General features: G+C 32.6%; 29 protein-coding genes and 3 pseudogenes. 31 read left to right on the top strand and 1 reads right to left on the bottom strand.

Features of this window, described 5'->3' with window-relative positions; all coding sequences use genetic code 11:
* Window positions 1-3 precede the first annotated feature (3 nt).
* The 20 genes and pseudogenes from JCM21714_RS07725 to JCM21714_RS07815 all read left to right on the top strand — a co-directional run bounded on the left by JCM21714_RS07725 (window position 4) and on the right by JCM21714_RS07815 (window position 15,502).
* The gene (locus tag JCM21714_RS07725; RefSeq protein ID WP_035723119.1) at window positions 4-555 is read left to right on the top strand and encodes a hypothetical protein; all 552 of its coding nucleotides are present in this window, start codon (window positions 4-6) and stop codon (window positions 553-555) included.
* Entirely contained in the window at window positions 552-2,396 is a 1,845-nt protein-coding gene (locus tag JCM21714_RS07730) for a CD3337/EF1877 family mobilome membrane protein (RefSeq protein WP_369403508.1), read from the top strand. The genes JCM21714_RS07725 and JCM21714_RS07730 overlap by 4 nt, the downstream gene beginning before the upstream one ends.
* Window positions 2,397-2,515: 119 nt before the next feature.
* Window positions 2,516-2,848, top strand: a complete 333-nt coding sequence (locus JCM21714_RS07735) for a hypothetical protein (RefSeq protein ID WP_035723124.1) — start codon at window positions 2,516-2,518, stop codon at window positions 2,846-2,848.
* Window positions 2,849-2,883: 35 nt separating this feature from the next.
* A complete protein-coding gene (locus JCM21714_RS07740) occupies window positions 2,884-3,237 on the top strand; it encodes a hypothetical protein (protein WP_035723127.1) in 354 nt (117 codons plus the stop codon).
* A gap of 14 nt (window positions 3,238-3,251) precedes the next feature.
* On the top strand, window positions 3,252-3,446 hold the full coding sequence (locus JCM21714_RS07745) for a hypothetical protein (RefSeq protein ID WP_035723130.1): 195 nt from the start codon (window positions 3,252-3,254) through the stop codon (window positions 3,444-3,446).
* Window positions 3,447-3,493: 47 nt separating this feature from the next.
* A complete protein-coding gene (locus JCM21714_RS07750) occupies window positions 3,494-4,354 on the top strand; it encodes a M23 family metallopeptidase (RefSeq protein WP_052000459.1) in 861 nt (286 codons plus the stop codon).
* A 281-nt stretch (window positions 4,355-4,635) separates the two neighbouring features.
* Complete coding sequence (locus JCM21714_RS07755) at window positions 4,636-5,187, top strand: hypothetical protein (protein WP_035723133.1); 552 nt, start codon at window positions 4,636-4,638, stop codon at window positions 5,185-5,187.
* A gap of 235 nt (window positions 5,188-5,422) precedes the next feature.
* The gene (locus tag JCM21714_RS07760; RefSeq protein ID WP_035723135.1) at window positions 5,423-6,499 is read left to right on the top strand and encodes a hypothetical protein; all 1,077 of its coding nucleotides are present in this window, start codon (window positions 5,423-5,425) and stop codon (window positions 6,497-6,499) included.
* A 47-nt stretch (window positions 6,500-6,546) separates the two neighbouring features.
* Window positions 6,547-6,729 carry a hypothetical protein gene (locus JCM21714_RS07765; protein ID WP_035723139.1) on the top strand — a complete coding sequence of 61 codons (183 nt, stop codon included), beginning with the start codon at window positions 6,547-6,549 and terminating at the stop codon, window positions 6,727-6,729.
* A 34-nt stretch (window positions 6,730-6,763) separates the two neighbouring features.
* Window positions 6,764-6,892: a hypothetical protein gene (locus JCM21714_RS22905; RefSeq protein ID WP_268748314.1), complete on the top strand. Its 129-nt coding sequence runs from the start codon at window positions 6,764-6,766 to the stop codon at window positions 6,890-6,892.
* Between the two features lie 125 nt (window positions 6,893-7,017).
* Window positions 7,018-7,266 (top strand): hypothetical protein, encoded by a 249-nt coding sequence (locus JCM21714_RS07770; protein WP_148294996.1) that lies wholly within the window; start codon window positions 7,018-7,020, stop codon window positions 7,264-7,266.
* A gap of 151 nt (window positions 7,267-7,417) precedes the next feature.
* Window positions 7,418-7,900, top strand: a pseudogene (locus JCM21714_RS07775) (transposase); the annotation flags it as partial.
* Window positions 7,901-8,405: 505 nt separating this feature from the next.
* Window positions 8,406-9,205, top strand: a pseudogene (locus JCM21714_RS07780) (SDR family oxidoreductase).
* Window positions 9,206-9,319: 114 nt separating this feature from the next.
* Window positions 9,320-11,251: a BglG family transcription antiterminator gene (locus tag JCM21714_RS07785; protein ID WP_035723145.1), complete on the top strand. Its 1,932-nt coding sequence runs from the start codon at window positions 9,320-9,322 to the stop codon at window positions 11,249-11,251.
* A gap of 77 nt (window positions 11,252-11,328) precedes the next feature.
* Window positions 11,329-11,754, top strand: a complete 426-nt coding sequence (locus tag JCM21714_RS07790; RefSeq protein ID WP_035723148.1) for a transcriptional regulator GutM — start codon at window positions 11,329-11,331, stop codon at window positions 11,752-11,754.
* A gap of 21 nt (window positions 11,755-11,775) precedes the next feature.
* A pseudogene (srlA, locus tag JCM21714_RS07795) lies at window positions 11,776-12,321 on the top strand (PTS glucitol/sorbitol transporter subunit IIC).
* Window positions 12,322-12,339: 18 nt separating this feature from the next.
* Window positions 12,340-13,341, top strand: coding sequence for a PTS glucitol/sorbitol transporter subunit IIB (srlE, locus tag JCM21714_RS07800; RefSeq protein WP_035723150.1), 1,002 nt, complete (start codon window positions 12,340-12,342; stop codon window positions 13,339-13,341).
* A 105-nt stretch (window positions 13,342-13,446) separates the two neighbouring features.
* On the top strand, window positions 13,447-13,809 hold the full coding sequence (locus JCM21714_RS07805; RefSeq protein WP_035723152.1) for a PTS glucitol/sorbitol transporter subunit IIA: 363 nt from the start codon (window positions 13,447-13,449) through the stop codon (window positions 13,807-13,809).
* Window positions 13,810-13,880: 71 nt separating this feature from the next.
* Complete coding sequence (locus JCM21714_RS07810; protein ID WP_235182689.1) at window positions 13,881-14,570, top strand: transaldolase family protein; 690 nt, start codon at window positions 13,881-13,883, stop codon at window positions 14,568-14,570.
* Between the two features lie 323 nt (window positions 14,571-14,893).
* Window positions 14,894-15,502, top strand: coding sequence for an ATP-binding cassette domain-containing protein (locus JCM21714_RS07815; RefSeq protein ID WP_052000461.1), 609 nt, complete (start codon window positions 14,894-14,896; stop codon window positions 15,500-15,502).
* Between the two features lie 833 nt (window positions 15,503-16,335).
* On the opposite strand, the gene JCM21714_RS07820 is transcribed toward JCM21714_RS07815, so the two are convergent.
* Window positions 16,336-16,701, bottom strand: coding sequence for a helix-turn-helix domain-containing protein (locus JCM21714_RS07820; protein WP_035723153.1), 366 nt, complete (start codon window positions 16,699-16,701; stop codon window positions 16,336-16,338).
* Window positions 16,702-17,406: 705 nt separating this feature from the next.
* Between JCM21714_RS07820 and JCM21714_RS07825 the strand changes: the two genes are divergently transcribed.
* From JCM21714_RS07825 to JCM21714_RS07870, 11 genes are all read left to right on the top strand, one after another.
* On the top strand, window positions 17,407-17,745 hold the full coding sequence (locus JCM21714_RS07825) for a hypothetical protein (protein ID WP_235182690.1): 339 nt from the start codon (window positions 17,407-17,409) through the stop codon (window positions 17,743-17,745).
* 294 nt (window positions 17,746-18,039) lie between these two features.
* Complete coding sequence (locus JCM21714_RS20110) at window positions 18,040-18,216, top strand: hypothetical protein (protein WP_158413487.1); 177 nt, start codon at window positions 18,040-18,042, stop codon at window positions 18,214-18,216.
* Window positions 18,217-18,273: 57 nt separating this feature from the next.
* Window positions 18,274-18,843, top strand: a complete 570-nt coding sequence (locus tag JCM21714_RS07830) for an S-layer homology domain-containing protein (protein ID WP_035723158.1) — start codon at window positions 18,274-18,276, stop codon at window positions 18,841-18,843.
* A gap of 61 nt (window positions 18,844-18,904) precedes the next feature.
* Window positions 18,905-19,660, top strand: coding sequence for a hypothetical protein (locus JCM21714_RS07835; protein WP_035723159.1), 756 nt, complete (start codon window positions 18,905-18,907; stop codon window positions 19,658-19,660).
* Between the two features lie 144 nt (window positions 19,661-19,804).
* The gene (locus JCM21714_RS07840) at window positions 19,805-20,263 is read left to right on the top strand and encodes a hypothetical protein (protein ID WP_035723162.1); all 459 of its coding nucleotides are present in this window, start codon (window positions 19,805-19,807) and stop codon (window positions 20,261-20,263) included.
* Complete coding sequence (locus tag JCM21714_RS07845; RefSeq protein ID WP_148294997.1) at window positions 20,203-21,759, top strand: hypothetical protein; 1,557 nt, start codon at window positions 20,203-20,205, stop codon at window positions 21,757-21,759. Before JCM21714_RS07840 ends, JCM21714_RS07845 begins: the two co-directional genes overlap by 61 nt.
* Window positions 21,760-21,776: 17 nt before the next feature.
* Entirely contained in the window at window positions 21,777-22,178 is a 402-nt protein-coding gene (locus tag JCM21714_RS07850; RefSeq protein ID WP_035723168.1) for a hypothetical protein, read from the top strand.
* Between the two features lie 21 nt (window positions 22,179-22,199).
* Complete coding sequence (locus tag JCM21714_RS07855) at window positions 22,200-22,532, top strand: hypothetical protein (RefSeq protein ID WP_035723170.1); 333 nt, start codon at window positions 22,200-22,202, stop codon at window positions 22,530-22,532.
* An 11-nt stretch (window positions 22,533-22,543) separates the two neighbouring features.
* Window positions 22,544-23,239, top strand: coding sequence for a hypothetical protein (locus tag JCM21714_RS07860; RefSeq protein ID WP_035723173.1), 696 nt, complete (start codon window positions 22,544-22,546; stop codon window positions 23,237-23,239).
* 30 nt (window positions 23,240-23,269) lie between these two features.
* A complete protein-coding gene (locus tag JCM21714_RS07865) occupies window positions 23,270-24,409 on the top strand; it encodes a CpaF/VirB11 family protein (protein ID WP_052000462.1) in 1,140 nt (379 codons plus the stop codon).
* A gap of 36 nt (window positions 24,410-24,445) precedes the next feature.
* A complete protein-coding gene (locus JCM21714_RS07870; protein WP_035723179.1) occupies window positions 24,446-25,189 on the top strand; it encodes a hypothetical protein in 744 nt (247 codons plus the stop codon).
* The last annotated feature ends 72 nt before the right edge of the window (window positions 25,190-25,261 follow it).

A 25,261-nucleotide genomic window follows, 5' to 3' on the forward strand; every position in this document is an offset into this window, starting at 1 on the left:
AACATGAAAAAGATCACTTACATAATACTATCATTTCTAATTATCAGTTTTTGTTTCATACAACCTATACATATAAAAGCAGTAGAAGTTGATGCAAAATCAAATACAGAAATTAATTATCAAGAGACTAATGATGAATTTTTCACTTCATCATTTGGTGAATATCAAAATGAAAAAGTCTATTATTCCATTGACTTTATAGATTCTAGCGAGTTAGAAGAAGAAGGATTTATAGATGGTTTAAATCCTTTTAAACAAGCCAAAGATGGCGCAGAAAATCTTGTGTTTGAGCTTATTCATAATCTCGTAATAGAATTACCCTTTACTGTTTTAAAAACTGCTACAGTAGCTCTGATATGGCTTCTGAACTCTGTATCACTGTTAAACTTTATCAACATTATGATAGACGAAATAGAAAGTACCGTAATAGCCATGACAGGGATCAATAATTTATCTTTTGGTTCATCTGGTTTATTTGGTGGGTTTCTATCGCTTATCATCTTGTTTATAGCTGTATATACCCTTTTTATGTTCGTAATAAAAAAGCGAAAATAACAGCTTTTAGTACATTGATAAAATCTGTACTTGCTTTAATCATAGCATTATTATTTTTTGCTAATTATTCAGAGGTGATTAAAGGACTGAATAATATCTCTACAGAGGCCAGTGCTTTAATTATCTCAGGACAAGCTAATACCGTAGTAAATGATAATAATAACATAGAAAACCCTACAACTCAGTCTATGTTTTCTGAATCAATTTGGAATGTGTTTGTTCATAAACCCTATCTTTACCTTCAATATGGAACAATGAACGAAGATGAAATAGGTAAGGGTAGAATCGAGCAATTATTGAGAGCAAAACCTAATAGTGATACAAGAGACGATATAGTGTTAAAAGAAGTAACAGAACGTGGTAATCCTATGATGACTAGAACGAAATTAATTGAAAAAATCACCTTTCAATTTATTACTATGTTTTCTTTTATGATTAACTCTATTCCAGTATTACTATTATCATTTAGTTTATTATTATTTCAATTTTGGTTTTTAGCCATTGGAATGATAGCACCATTCGTGTTTATTTGGGGGGGTGCTTTACCAAATCAATTCGGAGTAATTATAAGGTACTTTTTAGAATTAATCATACCGTTAGCATTAAAACTAGCTGTATCAGTAATTGCTCTGGTTGTATTTATGCTGACGAATGTGCTCATGAACTCAGTTATGAGTACCTTTACTTCTAGCTCTATACTATCTTTTATTGTTTTAAGTTGGTGTCAATTAGCGTTGTGGACCACTTTCTTTTTATTAAGAAAACGCATATTTAGAATATTCTCACTTGGATCTCAACAAATTGGTTATCTAAGAGAGGAAATAAAAAACGTGTATACTGATCCATTAAAATCTGCTGTCTCAAAAACTGCAACGGTTGGCGGTGCGGTTGCCGGTGGTATTGTAACTGGAACACCACAAGGGGGGGCTATGATGGGTGCTAGTGTTGGTGGTTCTCTTGGTGGTGTAGCAACTGGTGAAAATGATGTTGGTAGTGCAACAAGAACCGTAGCAACCACAGGAATGATGTATGATCGCATGAATAAAAATCAAGCTATTAGCGATCAAAAAGAAGCAGAAAGCATGCAACAATTAGAAATACAGCAAACAAAAGATGATTTTCAAGAAAAACTAATGTCACAACATGGAATAGCAGAGCCTATGGCGAAAGAAGCTACTCAAAAGTTACATGAAAAAGGGATAGATTTAAACGCTGTAGATGATGAATTGGTCAACACAAGCATGAGTGAAATACAACAAGAAATAGAAGAAAAAAGACCGAAAGAAGATTTTGCTACAAACTTCTCAAATAAGGTGCATGGAAAAGTGTTTGATCAAAAGTTGGAAAATGAAACTAATCAATTGAAATCTACAGGAAATATAGATCATGGAAAGGATCATCAAACTGAAGTTCACGCAGATAAATCTATCAATACTGAAGAGATACCTTTAGAAAAATTAGATAATTATAGTAAAAGTAACAATGAATCAACACCTTTACAAACTCCAAAATTGGATACAAACAGTCAACAATTTTCAAATGAACCTAAAGACATACCGATAGTTACAGAGCCTATGCATCAAGGAACGGAAAGTGGTACATCTATTGAAATCACAAAATTTGACCAATCAGATGTAGAAAACAATGGTATTAATCCGCAGCCAATAAGAGAAAGCAAAATAAACTCTAATAGTCCTAAAGGTAATTCGATACCAACTAACAACCATAATACAAAAGATACGCAACAAGAATTTATAGAGAATGATATTCCAACTCAGGATATTCCTAAAAGAGAAGTTTCTAATACAGGAAATAACACGAATCAAGAATATATTCCATAAACGATTTTGTTAAAAATGACAAATATTTCGATGAACCAAAAGAAGAAAAGATAACATTAGAAGATTTTTCTAACCATGATTATGAAGAAAAGGAAAATGGATAAAGAGTAGGTGATACAATGTCAGATTTATTTAGAAAAAGACTTATTAATAGCATAATCGTATTTGCGATTGTGCTATTAGCTCTATCACTCTATCTTGGAAATAAAATATCAGCAAATCAAGAGAAAGAAGAAATGGTAGAAAAAGAAAAAGAAGAACAAAAAGCACAAGAAGAAAGGTATAGTTTCACGCAAAATGAAACCAATTCTGAATCAGAGCATGAAACAGAAGAACATGAACATCAAGAGGATGATGAACATGAACACAACTATCTACATGGCGAGTATGAATACCAGGATGATATTTCAGTTGATTTTAATGAAAATGCAAAAAAACAGTTGATAGATTAGAAGATTTTTATACAAAAGAAGAAATAGATCAGTCTATGAAATTAGCTAAAAATTTCAGTGAAAACTTTTACTCTTTTAATGGGGAATATCCATTAATGTATAAAGAAAAATATCAGTTTTATATAACTGATCAGTTAAAAAACAAATTAAGCGAAGGTATTACAAGACCTACATTCCAAGAGTTTTATAGGGAAGTTCAAGAAATACATGTATATGAATCTCTTGAAGCAAATGGAGAATATATTAAATTAATTGCTAGAATTAATGGCAATGTGCTTAATCAAGACAAAAGCGAAGAAAAAGAGGAAATAGTGGAGTACACATTACAGATTGTAAAAGTGGATGATCAATATAAAGTTCATGATTACGCATACGCTAAACTACAATAAAGTTGGTGAAAGAGATGCAACAATCAGAATCTAACGGAAAAGGGATAATGATTATACTAGGTATCGTGTTAGCATTAGGGATCATTCTATCTGCTATAGTTCTACCAATTATAGGTATTATAAGTGGAAGTATTTTTTTATTAGGTGCAAATAATGATACAAGCCTATCAGAATATGGGGCTGAACAAATTCCCCCCCTGAAAATATAGCAATCTATCAGGAAGCAGGAGAAGCCTATGGAATTGATTGGATATTATTGGCATCTATTCATAAGATTGAAACAAATTTTTCTCAAATAAAGCCTATGGTTAGTCCGGTAGGCGCAATTGGACACTTTCAATTTATGCCTTGTACCGTGATCGGATGGGGTTATCCAACTTGTCAAATCAGCTCATTAGGAAACGCAAATATACCTGAATCTGCACTTACCAGTCCGTCAATAATAAATCAATATGGCGGTTATGGGGGGGTAGATGGTAATGGTGATGGCGTGGTGGATATGTTTAATATTTATGATGCTGCGTATACTGCTGCTAATTATTTAAGTAGCAATATGAATGGATCGGATGAAACAGAAGCTATGCGAAATGCTATATTTGCCTATAATCGTGCAGATTGGTATGTAGAGAAAGTATTAGCTACCTATTTTTCTTATACTAACGGATTAATGTTAGGTGGCGAGGCAATGGCCGAAGTTATTAATGGATCAGCTTGGGTCGTGCCATACTCAAAAAATATTACCTCGTCCTTTGGAGTAAGAAATGGCAGAAATCATAATGGTATTGATGTAGCAAGTGGCGGAATACGAGGAAAAGCAATAGTCGCCTACGCAGATGGTGTGGTAACTTATTCTCAATTTAATAATGGGGGGGGTTATGGGTATAAGGTAGACATAGATCATGGGGGTGCAGTAACTACACACTATGCTCATATGCTTGAAAAAGGAATCCCTGTAGGAACTGAAGTAAAAGCAGGACAAGTTATAGGTTATGTAGGAAACACAGGAAATGTATATTCTTCTAGTGGTGGGGGGGATGGAACACACCTTCATTTCGAGGTTAGAATCAGCGGTCAGCCTGTAGATCCAATGCAATATGTGGGTCAATTTATAAACTAATAGTAAATGTAAACATAAATGAAGCCTTGTGTAACAAGGGGGGGATTAGGGAGATAAAAACCAAAAAATGTATACAAACAGAATAAGTGGTTGTAAACACTTATAAATCCTAATATTTCATAGTGTGAAGTGCAATTCATTTGAAAAGTGTAAACATATAAATGTACATATCAACAAAATAAACTTTAAATGTAAACAATGATTAGTAAAAAGGCGCTGTAAAGCGTGATACCAAAGGGATAAACAATGTATACAAAATATTAAAATAGGAGAGCTGACAGATGTATATGCAAAATCATTTTATGGTAAAGGGAGAAAAAATACCGTATTATCACTTCTTCTATAAAGAAAATCTTCATGTTTTACTTCATAGAAAGAAGTATTTTAAAGAACGAGAAAAATTTAAATTAGAAAATGGTTTATGTTTGGGTGATTTTTTAGTAGAAGAAACAAAAAAACAATTTAATGAAACAGCTGATTTTCCAATTATAGATAAATCTGTAGTATTTATCATTCATCATTTTGAAGATAGGGTTAAGCGAGACATGGATAACTTTGTGTATAAGCCACTCATTGATGCTGTGGTAAAAACATGTATTATTCCAGAAGATAATTATGAACACGTATCGCCTTATTATTATGGGAAAAGTTCTATATGCAACATGGTGGAGTTGTTGGTTATACCATTTTATCATTACTTGGATTTCTGTGATCAGAAAATGGAAAGTATCATTAATGAATATAGGTATAAGCAAAACATTTATACAGTATCAGAATGGCAAGAAAAGATAAGAAAAGAAAAAGAAGAATTACATACTTTTTTTGAAATGTAGTATGACAATTAATGTGATTATTATCAATTTTATATTCTTCAATTGTCACTATAAAAATCACATTAATTATCATGGTATTTAGGATGAATAAACATAGTAATGTCAAGTATTTATTAGAAAATAGATTATTACTAAAAATTGATCAATGAAAAGAAGTTATAGTGAGTAGGCAAAATCATAGTTTGAATACGTAACTATAACAGTCTGAAACGCACATGATGGGAGAGTGGTAAAAATGGACACATTTGTATACGATAAGCATCTAACAGATAAGCAGATATTGATATTAAAAGACTTGCTGGAGTATCGAGTATTAACTACTGAAATGATAAGAGAACGTTTTTTTAATGGTACAGGAAGATACGTGGAAAATGTTTTGCTGGTCCTGAGAAAAGAAGGATATATCAAATCAAGTATCTTGAACAAAAGCAGGAAGGACAGAAAAGGATATGCAGTACACCAAATAACCGAAAGAGGAAAAAATATGCTACTCAGATATTCAGAGGTAGAGCAATCTGTAAACCATAAAACCATCCAACATGTGAAAGACTATCAGGTACAACAAATACTGTTGGCAAATGAGGTACTCTATCACTACTATAAAATAGGTTGGGAAATATGGGATTCAAGATTAGCAAAACAGAAATATGATATAGATTATCGCGCGCACCTACAAGGTATGGTCATATCTCCTGAACAGAAGCGATACGGTGTATACGTACTAGATCGAGAAGTAAACGAAAATATAATTGGCAAAATTCAAAAAGAAATCATGGAATATGATAAAGAAAATAAAATCCACGATAATATCATCATCTTTAAGGGTGCGAACAGTTATCTGCATTTTATAGATTATGGCATGACAGAAACTGAATATCGACACGACGATAGAAAGATGAAACGAAGACCAGTACAAACAGCAGGAGAAATGATCGTAGAGCCTTATACTTTGCATGTGAAAAGATTAACAAAGGGATTATCCAAGCAAGAATGGATCATCACCCTCTGTAATTATTATGACTTGCGGATTATCGAAAAGGATAACCAGGAGAAAAGACAAGCATTTGAAACAACAGTAGAATACTTTAATCAAGTTTACTTCCTAGTGGATCTAACAGATAGCGATTTTAATAAATTTCACTCGATACAAGCTTATCATAATTCTCAAAGTGAAAAACAATGGAACAACAATCAAAAAGTCTTAGTCTTAGTGTTATCAATAGAAACTGCAATCATCAAGGAATTAGAACAATGGGATAATGTAGAGCTGTTAAAAATTAAAAGTGGGGAGTATGAGGATATTCTAATATAAAATCAGCATGTGAAAATATGAACAAACCATATCAAAGGAGTAGAAAATTGATTAAGGGAAATAGCATATCAGGGAAATTGCAGCTCTTTTTAGACTTAATTGGAAGAAATGATTTGCGCTACGAAATACCAGATTTGGATAAAGAAGAACAAACGATATTATATAAGAATCTCAAATACCTAATAGAAATCGAAACGGAAAAGGCAGTTAATAAAAAAGAGCTACATTAATTTAAAATAACATTTAAAAGAAAGGGTATTAGGTATGAATACAACATTCGAGAAAATTCAATACGGCATTGTTGGAACACTTTCTTTAGCAGCCACAATATTTCTAGTCACAACTTATTTTAATTGGTATACCCCCCCAGTCCATTTATTTCATTCAACATAGGTTTATTAGCCCTATGCCTATACGCTATTCATGTAATTCATGAACACTCCAATCGTATTAAAGAGATTACACTTGTTTCACTTATACCTATCAGTATTACATTAATTGTATCGCATTATATTCAAATGATATGGAAGTGGGAAGCGATATTTACCAATGTTACAATGACAAAAATCACGTTGGCAATGATGATGTTACTAACGATTTATGGTGTGATGGCTTATGTAAGAGCAAAAATATCTTATAAAAAGGTGAGAGGAAATCAACGTCATAATAAAACATGGCGTGTCGGAAGGAAAGAAGCTGATCAGTTAATGAAGTCAGATGAAATATACATTAAACTAGGAGAATATTATGAAAATAATGAACAATAAAGTGTCTATAATGCTTTTTAAAAGATATTAGGATAATAAAAATACTCTTGTATTGATTTAAGTAGTTTGTTATTGCGTCTTTTAAAATCACAGACTCTACCTGTGTGAATATGAAACTTATAGAGTGGTAATTTAAACTCCTCTTTTTATGACAGAAACCATGATGGTAGAAAAATTTATCCAGTGTCTCGTTCGCCATATTCCAGACGAACAATTTAAAACCATCCGTCATTATGGCATCTATGCTCGTCGAAGCAAGTCCATCTGTAGAAAACTCATGGAAACGTGGCAGGAAAAAGTAGATCGAATCATTGTAAAAGTAAAAACCTTTCTTCGTCGTCAAACATGGAGAGAGCGCATGATAGCTAGTGGTAGAAAAGATCCTATGATTTGCCCTCATTGTGATAATTATTATGAATATATGGGAGAAGTGTGTCTATATCAAGGGCAGTTGCATATAAAAGTAGCGGTCAATCAGGAAGCTAGAAACTATTTAGAAAGGATGATCCGTCATCTCACGGAGAGCGAAAAACCAAAAAAAGAAAAACAAACAGAAGAAACAGAAAGGGAGAGAGCATCTACAACCATCCAAGAGCCAACAAACCGTCAACTATCATTGTTTGGTTTGCCATGAAGAAGAAAAAATCCCGTACGGTGTGGTACGAGACTTTGACATCATGGATGGAGGGGGGGATCCGAGCGTTCCACCACAATTCAGTTGTGAGAACTGTGGTGGAGAAATCTATCCAGAATACTACAAAGGTTATCATGGTTATGAATACAAACTCTCGGATGTCCTCTCATCTTGACAAAGGACCGGGTGGGCTTTCCCGGTTTTTCTTAATCTCCATTAAGTCAACCTGTAATAAACAAAAATATTTTTAAGTGGCATAAACTTGATCCACAAAAAGTCGGAGTTAAAGATTTTTCTAACGATAATTAATGACATGGTCCAACTCATGTCAAGTAGATAGCTGATTTAAAAGCTATGACATGAGTTATTTATGTAGAATGAACACTATTGTTAATACAGACTTTTTCACATTTAAGTGAAGTCTGTATTAATTTACACATGGTTTTCTCCTATACTGAAACCGAATACAAAAAGAAGTAAAAAATAATAAGAGGAGGAAATATTAATGAACGGTAATTGGCTGAATGTAGACGGAAAAGTTGCAATTGTAACAGGTGGGGCTTCTGGTATCGGTCAGGAAATAGCGAACGAATTTTTAAATAATGGAGTAAACGTTGTTATTGCTGATATAAAGGGAGAAGAAGGGAAAAGAGAAGATGGATCTTACTTTATTTCATGTAATGTAACCAGTAAACAATCGGTAGATAATGCAGTACAAAAGACAGTGGAACTATTCGGTTCTGTAGATATTTTAGTGAATAATGCAGGTGTCAACTTGCCAAGACTACTAGTGATGATAAGGGTGAAAAACCAGAGTATGAACTAAGCGAGAAAGATTTTGATTTTATGGTGGCAGTTAATCAAAAAGGACCTTATCTATTTGCCCAAGCTGTTGCAAAGGTAATGTTAAACAAGAAGAAAGGTGTTATTATAAATGTGTCTTCTGAAGCTGGTCAAGAAGGGTCTGCAGGTCAAAGTTGTTACTCCGCTACAAAGGGAGCAATTATTTCTTTTACTCGTGCATGGGCAAAGGAACTAGGTAAATTTAATATTCGAGTAGTAGGAATTGCTCCTGGTATTGTGGAAGCAACGGGTTTAAGAACGGATGCCTATAATGAAGCACTTGCTTACACTCGTGGAGTGACAGTAGATGAATTATCTACAGATTATAGTAAATCTATTCCACTTGGAAGAGAAGGAAAGTTAACAGAAATTGGTGATCTAGTAACCTATTTAGCTTCTGATCGTTCAAGCTATATTACGGGAACAACACTAAATATCTCAGGTGGGAAATCCCGAGGTTAATAGAAAGAGTCAGATTTCCTTTAATGGATGCCTTAGAAATGAAGGTTTACTTATAATACCAAAAGTCTCCTAATCTAATATAATGGCATTCATTTAACAAAGAGGGTGATAAAAATGTCTGACTTTATGCTGGAGGACAAAGAAATTCAGATCATTGAATTAACACAAAAAAGGGAATATAGCTCCTTAAATTTTTTAGCTGAATCCCTTGGGGTAGGAACGAGAACAATTCGTAACTATATTAAAAAGTTAAATGGTGATTTAGAAGGTACTGCATGCATCGAGAATAAAAGAGGTAAAGGATTTTGGTTATCTATTCAAAATCAATCTAACTTTGAAAACCTAATGGAGAAAGTGAATTTCAAAAAAAATATAGTTGATTCACCAAAACGTCGTATTGCATTCGTTATTGATAAGTTAATTAATAGTGAAGAAAAATATACGTTAGATGAATTAGCATTTCAGATGAACATTGGCCGAACCACACTGGTTAATGAGTTAAAAAAAGCATCAGTATCTTTGGAAGCCTATAACTTAAAAATATATGGCAAGCCAAACACTGGCATGAATTTGAGTGGTGATGAGTTAGATATACGCTTTTTTATAATGGATAATGTATTTGATGTATTATACAGATCTTATCCACTAGATCATGATATTGCAGAAGAGATAATCAAGAGTATGATTAAATATGATTTTGAATCAACTACACAAAAAAGATTAATGGAATTTGTAATTGTTATGCTCGACAGACTACTTAACAATAGGCCATTGGAAAAAATACCAAATAATTTTGATCAGTTAAGATATACTTTCGACTATAAAATCGGGTTAGAAATTGCAACGATAATAGAGAAAAGGCTTCCAGTTACTATCCCAGAAATAGAAATTTTATTTTTAACTATTCCAATTGCTGGTAGACGAACACCAGCAAATAATCGTACAATGGCCGATATTTCTATTCCAGATGAAATAAAGGAACTCCAGGAGCAAATTGTTGAAAATATTGGGTTTAATAAAAATGTTATAAAAGAAAATCATTCCTTTTTTACTGACTTACAATATCATCTGACCTTTATGTTAAACCGATTGATGTTTGGTCTGCGAATAGAAAATCCAATGTTAGCAGATTTAAAAGAAAAGTATCCTGTTGCATTTCGAATGGCAAAGATTGCAGGTGAGGTAATAGAAAATAAGTATGACCTAAAAGTCTCGGACGATGAAATTGGTTATATCGCCTTTTATTTTGAGGTGTTTATCTCACAAGGTGAAAATAAGGTGAAACATTTACGAAATGCAGCAATTATTTGTGGTACAGGAAGAGGAACAGCTAAACTAGTTGCCAATCAATTAGGACGTATCTTAAATCAAAATACAGAATTAATCCTTTTTTCAGAAACAGAAGTAACAGAAGACGTTTTAAATGAATTTGACATTATATTTTCTACGATAAAGTTACCATGTGAAACCACAACACCAGTAATTATAATAAATGAGATATTTGATGAACATCGTATTTCTAGGAAGGTTGAGGAAATAGCTTATTTACAAACTTTTATGTCAAAGGCGGATAGTAGTACTAATAATTCGATTTTGAATCATCTGATAAGTGAAGATTGTTTCTTTATACTAGATAGCGAAACTGGCTATGATGATAATTTATCTACAATAGTTGACAAATTAATCAATATTGGTCAAGTGGATACTAGATTTTTAAAACGTCTTAGGGAAAGAGATAAAAAAGGATCAATGGTTTTTGATCGTTATATAGCGTTACCTCATACCTTTAATCATAAATCCGAACAAATTAAACTGGCATTAGGAATTTTCCCTAAAGAAGTTGTTAAGGATGGTAAAGAAGTAAAACTTATATTTTTATTGGGCGTCCCAGAACAACAATCTGAAGTGGTTGAGCATCAATTAGTGAATATATACGACGAAATCATACGTATTGCAAATAATACGCGACTAATTGATCAACTAGCAAGTGTTACTTGTTATAATGAGGCTTCGGAAATTCTAAAAAAGGTAAATAAGTTTAATTAAAAAGTATATCGGTGTGATTTATAGGCGGATGCGGTGTTAGTAGGTATTATAATTAGTGGAAAAGGGGGGGTGGAACGATGGTCTGGGGTCTTATTATAATGATAGGTATTGCATGGCTTTTACAAAGTGTTTTTGGTTTTTTGCAAATCAAACATTTTAATAGAAGGTATAGTGAATTAAGGGGTTTAGGCCGTGTAGCTATCGGAAAAAAAACAGGTATGTTCCAGGCTGGGACTGTTGTTATGTTTGCAATTGATAAGCATAATAACATTTTAAGGGCCGCAAAAATGCAAGGTGTAACCGTATTTTCCCGCGTTCGAGAATTAAAAGGATTTAATGGAATAAACCTATTAAAAATTTCGGATGCTGATTATCGAAATGTAAACAAGTTAACTAAACTGGCAATTGAAGACGCAGTAAATAATTATGATGTTATTTCAAAAGGTGGCGAGTTGAAAGTTAAAAAGGGATGGATTGATTATTTAATTCCTAAAAAGGGCTGAAAGAAAGAGGGGGAAATTAATATGGATATTATTATCACAGGTGCAGAGAAATTTATGGATTTATTCAGACATGGTGGGGGAAGTATTTGTAGATCTTGTAACAGGAATAGTACCTTTATTAATTATGTTATTAGTTGCTATGAATTCACTTGTTCGCTTAGTGGGAGAAGAAAAGATAGAAAGCTTAGCTAAAAAATCAGGAAAAAATCCATTTACAAGGTATTTTATATTACCGATTATCGGGACATTTGTATTAGCAAATCCAATGACTTTATCACTAGGGAGATTCTTACCAGAAAAATTCAAACCTAGTTACTATGCAGCTGCATCTTTTCGTGTCATACACATAATGGGTTATTTCCACACGTAAACCCAGGAGAATTGTTTGTATTCTTAGGTATTGCAGCAGGTATTACAACGCTTGGTTATGATACTGCTGAACTAGCACTTCGTTATTTCTTAGTAGGTATTGTGACAAACTTCTTTAGAGGTTGGATTACAGACTTTATGACAGCTTATGTCGCTAAACAACAAAAAGTAGAATTGAAAGATTCCGTTAAATTATAATTTGGGTGGTGAAATAAAATGACAACGTTTAAATCGATTAAAGTTACAAAAGGTGCTAGTGGATTTGGTGGTCCATTAGTAATAACTCCAACTGAAAAAAAGAATAAAGTTGTATATATTACAGGAGGAGAAAAACCAGACATTGCTGATAGAATTGCAGATCTTACAGGTTGTGAACTTGTTAATGGATTTAAAACAAGTGTGCCTGAAAGTGAAATGGCGTGTGTTATTATTGACTGTGGTGGGACATTAAGATGTGGACTTTATCCACAAAAGCGTATACCTACAATAAACATTATGCCAACTGGTCGAAGTGGTCCATTAGCAAAACACATTACAGAAGATATTTATGTCTCTGGAGTTAAAGATGAGAATATCCAACTTACAGAAGCTAGCGAAGAAGTTACACAGACGACTGCTACAATGGAAAAGGCAAATGATAAAGAATTTAAATATAACTCCGAAAAGAAAATCAGTGAACAGCAAAAACCTAGAGGCTTGATGGCTAAAATAGGTATGGGTATGGGTTCTGTAGTGAGTGTCTTTTATCAAGCAGGGCGAGATGCTATTGATACAGTACTCAAAACAATTCTACCATTTATGGCATTCGTAGCTATGTTAGTTGGGATTATTATAGAATCAGGTATTGGTGATCTTTTTGCTAAATTCTTGTCACCATTTGCAGGGAATGTTTGGGGCTTGATGGTTATAGCAATTGTTTGTTCTTTCCCACTATTATCTCCATTCCTAGGGCCTGGCGCAGTTATTGCTCAGGTAGTAGGGACGTTAATTGGTGTAGAAATTGGAAAAGGTAATATACCAGCTCACTTAGCACTACCAGCATTATTTGCAATCAACTCTCAGGCAGCCGCTGACTTTGTTCCAGTAGGACTTGGTTTAGCAGAAGCAGAGCCAGAAACAGTAGAGGTAGGAGTGCCGTCTGTTCTTTATGGTCGATTCTTAACAGGTGCACCAACTGTATTTATCGCATGGTTAGCAAGTTTTGGTTTATACGAATAAGTAATATAGATTATCAGGTATGCAGGATTCTATTTCACTGAATCCTGCTCCTGCTTTTTTAAATTATTCTAAATTTGAGAAATATAAATAAAGGAGATTTTGAATATGCAGATAAAATTTGAAACGCAAGTTAATAAAATTGGCTCCTCGGTCGCTGATTTTCTTGGAGAAAAGATATTAATTTTATTTGATGAAAATGCACCAACGGAGCTATCAGATTATTGTTTATCAATTACTGTTAATGATGTTGACAATGAAATCAAGGTAGGTGATATCCTTCAAATTGGTAATAACAAATATAACATCACTTCTGTAGGTGACGCTGTTGAAAAAAACCTTACTTCTCTAGGACATATTACTCTAAAATTTGACGGGTCTGAAGATCCAGAACTACCTGGAACACTATACTTAGAAGATACTGAAATTCACGAAATCAACCAAGGTGATATCATTCGTATTTATTCATAAAGTACAAAAGTCTTATTTTTTTAGATAACTAGGTTAAGATTATCAAAAGTTAAGTTATTATATTTCTGAATTTGAGGGGGGGTGAGGGAAATAAAACTATTTATAGATTCTGCAAATATAAAAAAATAAGACAGATAAGTGAGTATTATCCAATCGACGGGGTAACAACTAATCCAAGTATTATTGTTAAGGAGGAAAGGCCATTTATACCTTTATTAAAAGAAATACAATGTGTTTTAGGTGATGAAAAAATTTTATTTGTCCAAACAATTGCTCAAAAGGCAGAAAAAATTGTGAAAGAAGCAATCTACATTCGAGATTTTTTATCGGGAAATGTTGTCATAAAAATACCTGTAACAAAAGAAGGGATAAAAGCGATCAGAAAATTAAGCCTTATAGGTGTCCAAACACTAGCTACAACAGTTTATACTCCATTGAATGCATATTTAGCAGCAAAAGCAGGAGCAAGTTATGTAGCTCCATATGTAAATCGAATTGATAACTTAACAGGAAATGGTGTCCAAGTAGTAAAGAATATAGTAGAAGTATTATCAAAAGAGTATACAAATTGTAAAGTGCTGGCAGCTAGTTTTAAGAATACGCAACAAATATTAGATGTTAGTTTGATAGGTTCTCATGGAGTTACCGCTTCTCCCGATATTATAGATGAGTTTCTTAATATACCAACTATTGAGGCAAATGTTAATCAATTTCGAAAAGAGTGGTTCGATCTTTATGGATCTGAAACTTTTATAGAATAATTGTATGTAATACTATTACTGAATTATTCATATATCAAGTTTTGGCTATGATTAAAATCAAAATCACTAAGATATTCAGTGGAACTGAAAATATCTTAGTGATTTTCCTTTGATTCTTTCTTTTTTATATTAGCTCGTTCTAAAAATGTCTTGAACAATAAAATTGTAGGCGAATTCAAAAAATCTTAAAAATTAATAATAAGAAGGCTGTATTTTTTATAATGTTACAGTTTTCATGTCATTTTATAATAAAAGCAGTTGTACAAAGAGAGAAGGAGGATAAATGTGAGCGAACCAAAGGTACTACTAGAAATGAATGATATATGTATGTATGTATGTATTTCCAGGGGGCAGTTGCTTTAGAAAATGTCTCTCTGCATATCGAAAAAGGAGAAGTTCATGCTTTAATGGGAGAGAATGACGCTGGAAAATCTACTTTAATGAAAATACTATTAGGTGAGCATCGCCCAGACAAGGGGGAAATCATTATTAATGGTGAAAAAGTAGAAATTCATAATCCCAAAGATGCATTAAATGCAGGAATAGGCATGATACACCAAGAATTGGAGACGATTCCTGAGATGATAGTTGTTGAGAATATTTTTAATGGTCGAGAATCATCTTATAAATTTTTAGGTGTAGTGAAAAGAAAAGAACTGAATCAACGAGCGAAAGATTTATTTGATGAAATTGGATTGACGATAAATCCGAAAGCTAAATTACCTTCGTTAAGTGTAGTCGAGATGCAAATGGTGGAAATAGTAAAAGCTATATCATTTGAAGTGGAAATTGTTGTGATGGATGAGCCAACATCTGCTATAACTGATAGAGAAGTAGATATGTTGTTTAAGCTTAATTCAAATGCTGTCATAAGGAGTACCTTTGCACTTAATGAACGCTCAATACCAAATAATCTGTATTTATACTTTTAGACAGAGTGAGGATAAATCTTATATTTTTTAGTAGACACATATTGCGCAAAAAGTGTCACTTTTAAACAACTATATATAATAATCTATTAAGCTAACTAGCAGTTAATTAAACAAGGATTTATGAAATTTATTTAAATTAGTTGGCTAAATAAAAGGCTGAAAATACTTTTGTTGAGATTACTGTTTATCTAATTTATGCAAGAGACTGCTAATGTTTGTTATACAAACTTCGAATGATACAATATCTTCATTATCCGAATCCTTAAACATGAATTCCATATTTAAATAAATGTCCTTACTTATTTTGATGATGTAGCTTGTTTCGGATTCTGTAAGATTTATTTTTACATATCTCCTGTCTGTTGGTGTATTTCGCAATTGAAATTGAGCCAGTTAAAATTAATTTTTTTCACAAACTTTCACTGTAATTTTAAAAAAATATTGGCTTGACAAGGATCCTCTACGGGCATGACTATTTTGCTAAATAGCGCGGTATCTAGAAAGGGTATCATGCCCACCTCTCCGTATAAAGCAATCTTGATGACTGCTAAATAAAATTATCCACAAACTTTTTGTGGTTCACTTTTGGATTAACATGTGGTTCAATTTTTAATTAATATATACATATAAATCCGTATAATCATAATGCTACCCCCCCCTTTATGCAGTAAAAAAATATAACAAATTGCTCTTCGATGACGAACAAATGTTCCAAATTATAAAACATAAAAACCTGCTGAATAGTATTATAAACAGCAGGTATTTTAAAATACACTTTAAAAGTGTTTGATTTTATTAAAAAAATATACTTTATTTAGCACTTAAAGAATTAATCAAGTAAGGGAAGATATGTCATCCTTATCTTTTTCTGAATCTTGATCTGTATCATCTTTATTTGACATGAAAAACGTATCCATATCATTATTCATAATGGAATCATCAAAAATCGAATCATTAAAGAATTCCATCAATGACATATCAAATGCATGGCGACATACACGATAGAGATTTACAATTCGCAACCCATTAGAATTTCCTCTCATAAATTCACTAAGCGTTGACTGTCTTATTCCAGCCCTTGCAGCCACTTGAGAAATCTTCAAATCATTAATTTTTGCAAGATATAAAATTCTATGTCTAACTGCTTTAAATAGTAATTCCACGTCTTTGCTTTTATCATTCATCTTGTGTTCAGACATATTAAGCCCTCCCTTTAATCGCCCGAAAAAGAACACTTTGTATTTCCTATTACAAATAGTATTCACGTCTTGTTACAAAATAAAACGCCTTTGCTACCATTTTATATAATGTAAACGAATAAATAAACAAAAAATTGATATTTTTTATAATTTTTCTTTATTAGTTATTACCTTGTGTAGCTTTAAAAAGAACACTGATAATTAATATGTCGTAACTAAAGCACGGTAAATAGTAAAAAAACAAAGAAATAATACTAAGTTAATTATATAACATGAACAAAAAAATGTCGAATAAACTCGAATTGTTCGATTTATAGAATAACAATAAATTGTTGACAAGGTGTTGAAAATATATATAATAATGGTATAAACATAACAATAAATTGTTATTAATGATTTAGTACTAATTTATTGTTGTGTAGGTTGAAACAATATTTTGAACAAATATTAGAATGAAAGAGGGATAAAGAAGGTGGGGGGGGATCAGCAAAACAAAAAACATTTGCTGAATGGCTAAAAGACCAAAGAGAGAAAAAGGGATGGACCCAATACGAAATGGCTCAATTATGTGATATGAAGCTTCAACCATTTCCAATTGGGAAAGAGGAACACATAATGACCTGCGATTAACGAGTATCGCAAAGCTCATTTACTTATTCGATCTGCACATTTGCGAAATTCCTTTTGATCAACTAGCAAATGCTTATGAAAAAGAAGAACAATGTATTCATGCAATGGAAGAAGGTGAAAACAACAAACATGAGATTGCCTAGAAGATTTCGTGATAGAGTTTCCATGTATGATGTAGTGGTTTTAGCAAAAGAAGGATACATAAGAACGTTTGACAAAGAAATGTACCGTCTATTCTTCTCCAAAAAAAGAGGAATGTGTGCAATCAACGCTAAAACGCAAGAAGTGAAAGACTTTACAATTATATATAAGGATATAAAAACAGTCATTGATAAAACTGGTTTGGAAGTGGCTAAACGACTAAGAAAAAACGACGAATTAAGAAAAATTGAATACCTAAAACAGACAATTTAATCGTGTGCGCGATAAATTATTTATAGTTAGAGAAGAATGATGAAAATAAAAAACTGAATAGGTGTATATTCCTTGAGCAGGTTGCCAAAGTAATGTACCGAATGTTCTAGTTGGGCGAGTGAAGTGCTTAAAACTGGTCAGCAACCATGTTCGTTCTCCTTTTTATACTGGTTGTGTCTGTATCTTGCCGAAAACAGACTAAAGGAGATTTCTTTAAGAACACAATTATTTATCTATTTTTCTCTTGAATAAGAAGAAAAAATTTACTTTAAAAATGAAAGGAAGATTTAAAGAATGGGCGAAAAGTCAGGCGGTATTACAAATATGTTAATTGTATTGGTTGTAATGGTTGGTATTCTACTAGTTGCTCAAACTGCATTTCCAAATTTAATCCAAAGTGTAACAGATGGAATGCAAGGCGTAGTAGATGATTCATTAGGAAGCTACACAACACCAACAGCAACACCTTAACAATAATTAAAACAACAGTTTTTTTAATATAAAAACAAATAAAAAGGAGAATGAATGATGAAATTAAAAAAGACGTTAATCGCAACTTTATCTCTATCGGTGTTAATCGCACCAACATTAACAGGAGCCGAAAGCAATCAAGTAACAAAAGCAGATAGTGCGCCACCTATTAAAACATTTGATGATATTCAAGGACATTGGGGGGGGCAGCACAATATTGAATATTTAATTGATGTTGGATCTATTAATGGATTTCCCGATGGAACATTCAGACCGGATGAACCTATTACAAGAGCAAGTGCTGTTAAGATGATTGTAAGTGAATTAGGATTACCACTTGATAATAGTGATAGTGTTTTTCCTGATGTAACGGATAAATTTTGGGCTAAACCTTACATCAATACAGGAAAAACAGAAGCGATTATAAAAGGTTACCCTAACGGTAACTTTGGACCAAAAGATTTATTAACAAGAGGTGAACTTGCATCTATTCTTGTACGAGCATACAACATTAATTTAAGAGACAAAGATAAGGCCTTACGTTTTCCTGATGTGAAATATAAATATTGGGCGTATGATGATATAAACGCATTAGATCAATTTGGTGCTGTAAAAGGGGGCCACTAATGGTAAATTCAACCCATTAAAAAATATATCACGAGCTGAATTTTCTGCATTCTTAGAACGAGTGGTTAATCCTGAGTCTCCTGATCGAGAAGAACCATCAAGTAATATTGATAATATAGCAAAAATCGATTTTGCGTTTGAGAAATCTTTAAAAGTGGGAGATTCCCACATACTTAAATTAATTATTGAATATAAAGATGGAACAAAAAAAGATGTAACAAAGGATACCAGGTTTCTAATTGAAGATTCAAGTGTAGCAATAATTAAAAACGGAAATATAAAAGGACTTACTCAAGGTGAAACCAAACTAACAGCGGAATATGAAGGAATAAAGGCAATTACTAGCATAGTAGTTAAAACAATAGTGATCGAAGAGCCTATTAATCCTAATGATCCTATTCTTGTAGATGGAAATTTAAACATTAATCCTATTTCCATAAAAGGATTTGTCTTTACGCATAATACTAATTGGTGGAGAGACGATAATAGTGAAAACCCGAAGTATATATTGAATAATGGTAAATTTGTTAAACCTACATGGCTAGATGAAGCGAATAATACTCATATAGATATGCCAGTTCCGAATGAAGAAAAAAGCTTTGTAGGTAATTACGAGATAAATAATGAAAAAGATCTATTCACTATGGCTTACCATGTTGTATTTTATAGGGGGGGCGCAGATTTAACAAAAGATGAAATTTATAATGCTGTAAAAAAAGTACAATCCACTAAAAATTCAGTAAAGTTAAATAAATATACATTTAGTATTAAGCAATTTGAAGGTTCTCCTGAATTTGTCAATATTACAAATTACTAAAACGAAAGTACCTGTAAAGTAGTAACTTAATTTTACAGGGTACTTTTATATTCAATTAAAAGATTAATAACTAAGCTGTATATAAATATTATTCTGAAGATATTAGAAAAAATCTATTTACTTAAAAAGGAGAGTGAAATTTATTTGAAAATAGTAATGCAAATAATCTATTCAATCGGGATAATTTTATTTATCCTTTTATTTAATTTTAACAATGTATATGCGCAACAGATAGTGGATGATAAGAAATGGATTAGTGGACAAACAACCTCTTATTATAATGCAGGTGGTTATAGTGGATCGCTAAGTTCTTATATTTATAGTGGTAGCTATACACCTTCAGATACTATTTGGATTAGTGGACAAACAACCTCTTATTATAATGCAAGTGGTTATAGTGGATCGCTAAGTTCTTATGTTTATAGTGGTAGTTATACACCTTCAGAAAGCAAAAATGCAAACTATACTTGTTATAACACACTAGTATATGTATATAACTCCGAAGGGAAAAGGTTAGCAAGTCCTGATTATCAAAATCAATTATGCCTTCATCAGAGAGTTACAATGATGCACAGGGATATTCAGGAACGCTTTATAGAATAAGCGCATCACCTAATAGATATTGTGCGAAAACAGGTTTTCCAAATGCTTCTTGCTCTGAAAACTGGACAGCTAAGTATTCAGGTATTGTAACAAAACCAGGAAATGATACAAGGGTGTACCGTTATGAAGGATTTGTAACAAAACCAACTAGTGATACAAGAGTGTACCGTTATCAAGGTTGGGTATATGCAGTTGTTAACAATCCAACAAATAGCGGACAAGCCAGCAGTACAGGTAATGGAAAAGCGAGTGGTCAATTCATATGGCAATTAAATAAACAAAATGCCAATGCCCCTAGTCGTGTTCAGTTAAGAAATACAGCAGGAATTGCAGGAAGCCATTTTGCTACACGAAATTCCATATACCAAATAAACAGTCCAAGTGTAATCAGTAAAACAAGTACAGCACCGCAAAACTATTATGTAAATGATCCACATGATCTGAGAGACAAGAATATCAACTATGCTTTTGCTTATGATTACACAAACTACTATCGAGATGTGTATACGTGCTCATCATCACGATCCGATGGATGCATACAATGGACATACTCTCACAGAGAACCAGATTGGACATATCAAGAAACAGCAACATTTAATAAAACAATGAAAGGTGATCATAAATATCAGGATCAACAAGAGATCGTTTATCCGACCAATAACATATCTTTAATTGTTGGTCGTACTACGAACCTGTCCAACATGAATGAAAGCTATCAGCAGGAACATTTTAATGTGGATAATTCGACGATCACAAAAGAAACACAAACATGGATAGAAATTAATGAACCAGTCACCTATCGTTCAGATCTTGGTAATCCGTTATATTCACTAACTGACGAGTTGTGGTACTTTCCAAATGAAATAGACGAAAATTTAGAAGAACAGTACAAGAATACAACATCTTTCACGTATTCAGATATTGCGATACCGTTACGAGTTAATATGAAAAATAACAGCTCTATTAACTACAAAACAGAAGATAATTTTTTCGTCACCAAAAATAACGGTTTACTTTTTTCTTTACCACATACACAGGTTAGCATATTAGCCATTAATAAAAAGGCGAAAGAGGAATATGAGGATTTCACAGGAGAAACCTATGAAGATGAAGTTTTAAACAGTCCATTTAATGGATCGAGATACTATTTCAATATCAATGGGAACAGCGAGCAAGAGCCAAATATACAATATAGCAATGATTATATTGTAGGTGAATTAGGATTATCAGATGCTACTTTGCATATAGGAGAGAATCTAGAATTTGAAAAATATCTGCTAGGTAATCCGATTGATGATCCAGTAATCAATGAGCAGCCAGGAAGCAAGGTGTTAAATGCTAATTATGATAACAGCATTACGATTAAATCGAATCAAATAAGTGATTTAAAAGACATTTCAAATGACAGAAACTTTCTAATTCATGGCTTCCGATCTACAGACATTTATAAAAAATATAATCAAGTAAAAAATATCCTTCCTTCTCTTTCTTATTAAAGGAAAGAGGTGGATAAATGATAAGTTGGATCAAGTATTTAGTAATAGGGGGGGTTATCTTCGTTTCGGGGATAATCCTTATCACAAATGCAGGGGGGGTAAGGCACAGTACCAACGTTACAGCTACCCAAGAAGTGCAGATAGCAACAAAATCAGCGCAAATAGGGGGGGAAATGAGAGAGAATACCGATAACAAGATAGATAAAAAGGCGATAGTAAACAACATGATATTAGACATAGCTAAAACTCATAAAGAGCAAGGCAAGGATATAGAAGTTGATTATATGTTTTTAGATGGATCGGGAAACAAAACAAGCAATGATGACAATATAGAAAGTGTTCAATTCTTAGTAAAGATTATGGATAAAGGAAAAATCATTTCAAGATCTGAACAAAGAATTGATTTGAAAAAGTATTAGGGAAGAAGGGAGAAATGGCATATGGGAGAGAAAACAGGGTTTATAGCAGTTCTCCTTGTATTCGCAATAGGACTTCTACCTTTGTGTATTAATACATATGTGAACCATGTGTATAGCACCAAACTATTATCAACGTCTGCTGAAGTGCAGCAGTTGGTATCAGCAGAAGGTGGTATTACCCCAAGAGTACAAGAAGTAGTAACTAAATTAGAATCTCAAGGCGCTACTATTGTTTTTACAGATGGAAACGGTAATACAGTAAGTGGAACAGTTCCAGTAGGAGAAGAAATCATAATGGATTATGAGTATGAAGATTTTCAGACACGAAATTCGACGGTAATACTAAGAAGATAGGAGTGATATAGGTGTCAGAATTCATTTTAGAAAGAAATAAAACAATGTACTTCGATTATTTTAAGGTGGATAAAAAGCAGTTTTTTATAAAACGAATATTATTAATTCTGCTGTTTACTATAGTTTATACCCTAGTTTATTTACAACAACAGAATATATTGATGCTTATTGGCTATCCAATTGCTATTTTAGCAGCTTACAAACTTCCTTATTTCCAATTAATATCTCGAAAAAATAAGCGAGATATTATCAATCAATATGCTTTCCCTACATTTTTAAGATACTTCGTCAGTTTAATAGAAACACAAGGAAATGTGTATAAAACATTGCGCGCAATTGTACCTTACATGCACGAACCGTTAAAAGAAAAAGTACAAGAGCTAGTCGTTAAGTTAGAAAAAGATGAAGAATCGCAACGTGATGCTTTCATGGAATTTGCGGATTACATTAATTCTAGTGATGCCAGAATGATAATAGGTATAATTTATGAATTTCATCAGGAAGGTATTAATAAAAACGATTTAAAAGAATTAGAAAGTGTTGTAAACGAGCTTCAAAACAATAAAGTAAATGATCTAATTGAATATAAAGTGAATGGCATGGAGAAACATGCGACACCGATTATGATATACGCACTAGCCTACATTCTCGGATTTGCAGGAATCGTTATGATGGTTTATTTTACATCCGTTAATTCTTTGATGTAATACCAATTAAAAAAGAAAGGACTGGTAAGGGTGGATAAAGAACTCCAGGAAAGAATACAGCATCTAATTAAACAAAGCTTTATAGGTGTTTTTTTAAAAGAAGATACGATAACGGATATTTCTTATAACGGAACGACTATGTATGTGCAGGATAATAAAAAAGGTCGTTATAAAACTGATAAACAACCTTCTGATGATGATGTGATGTCACTCGGAAAACGTATTGCAGATGAAATGGGAAAAGAGTTTACCACAAATAATCCTATATTGGACACAGAACTTTCCTACTTACGTGTTAATTTCATTCATTCGGCTGTCAGCCCTTCAGGTTGTACGTTTGCTATTCGTATTTCTAAGCCAATACTTGCTATGACTGATTTAAGTGAAGTTGCAAATGAAGAAGTAGAACAGCTATTAAACGTATTGATTCAAGGCGATATAAATACGATTGTTGCAGGGGGGGAAACAGGAACTGGAAAAACAGAGTTGCAGAAGTATTTAACAAGTTTTATCCCTGATAATAAAAAGATTACTTTGATCGAAGATACGATGGATTCACATATTAAAGCGTTATACCCCCCCGAAAAAGATATAAATAGTTGGCAGACGTTAATGGAAGATACAAGAGAAAACAAAATCAATTTTAATTCACTGATTCAAGCAGGGCTGCGTAACAATCCTAACTGGTTAATCATTGCAGAAACAAGAGGTTCAGAAGCCTACGACATGCTAGAAAGTGCCTTAACAGGTCACTCTATTATAACCACTATACATGCAGAAGATGCCAAAGGTATTCCCTCTCGAATAATGACAATGATCGGCCAACGCTATCAGATGAACGAATATTTGCTTGGGAAAGATATTGTGAATGTGCTAAAAATCGGTATACACATGGCATCTGAAACGACAGATGAAGGGATTAGAAGATATATAGATGAAATAGTGGAGTATACAGGATTTAATGATAACGGAATTGAATACCGCACGATTTATAAAGTAAGCAAAGATTATGATGAACAGAAAAAGGAATATAAGAAAATCGTTGAATTGAATCCATTAAGTGAAGATACATTAAGGAAATTAAAAGAGAAAGAATTGTATCACTTACTACCTTATCCCTTTATAAAAGAAGAAGCAAAACTAGGATTAGCAAGTGGTGTAAGTGTGTAAATACATTGAAAAGTGTGTAATGAAAGGAGTTTTAAAATGAAGAGACATATGAAAGCTCTACTGGAAACTTATTCACTTATACAGATTGTATTAAATCTGTTATTAATTTTCAGTTTAGCAACAGGGTACTTATGGGTTATTACAAAAGATCAGAATATAAGCCTTATAGTAGGTGGCATAACAGCTCTATTTTCCTTTTACTTCATTCTGTATACAGATAAAAAAGTACAAGTGGAAAATCATTATTTTAAAGAATTACAGAAATATACAACGAACGTCACCTTTTACTTGCAATCAGGCTATAACGTGTTAAAAGCTCTTGAGACAACCAAAGAAACGTTAGATCCAAAAATTGAGAAAGATATTAATATCACCATTAATGAATTAAGGAAAAATGCGGAAATGAAAACAGATCATTTTCAAAAGTATAATTTTTCTTCCGTTGATATTTTTCATCAGATATTGCAAATAAAGTATGACAAGGGTGGAAACACAAAAGATTTATTTAGTAACATAAATAAAAGTATCAACTTTGAAATCGTAAAACGTGATGAATTATTCAGGAGAAAACGATATATGAAACATAAGGTCATGGTAATGATGTTGATCGTCTTATGTATGCCATTGCTGTTATCACTTACAGCACATGAATTATACGATACGTTTCTATCGACAGGGATTTTCGGAATGGGGCTGACATTAGCAATTTATTCAGGAATAGTTATTAGCTACTTCTTTATGGAGAAATCGGTAAGTGATTTAGCTATTCAGTATAAGTAGAAGAAAAAAATAATGCACTACATTTACGTATCGAACGAAATGTAGTGCAAGAAAGAAATTTCTAAAAAGAAA

Source organism: Gracilibacillus boraciitolerans JCM 21714, from assembly GCF_000521485.1.
GTDB classification, from domain to species: Bacteria; Bacillota; Bacilli; order Bacillales; family Amphibacillaceae; genus Gracilibacillus; species Gracilibacillus boraciitolerans.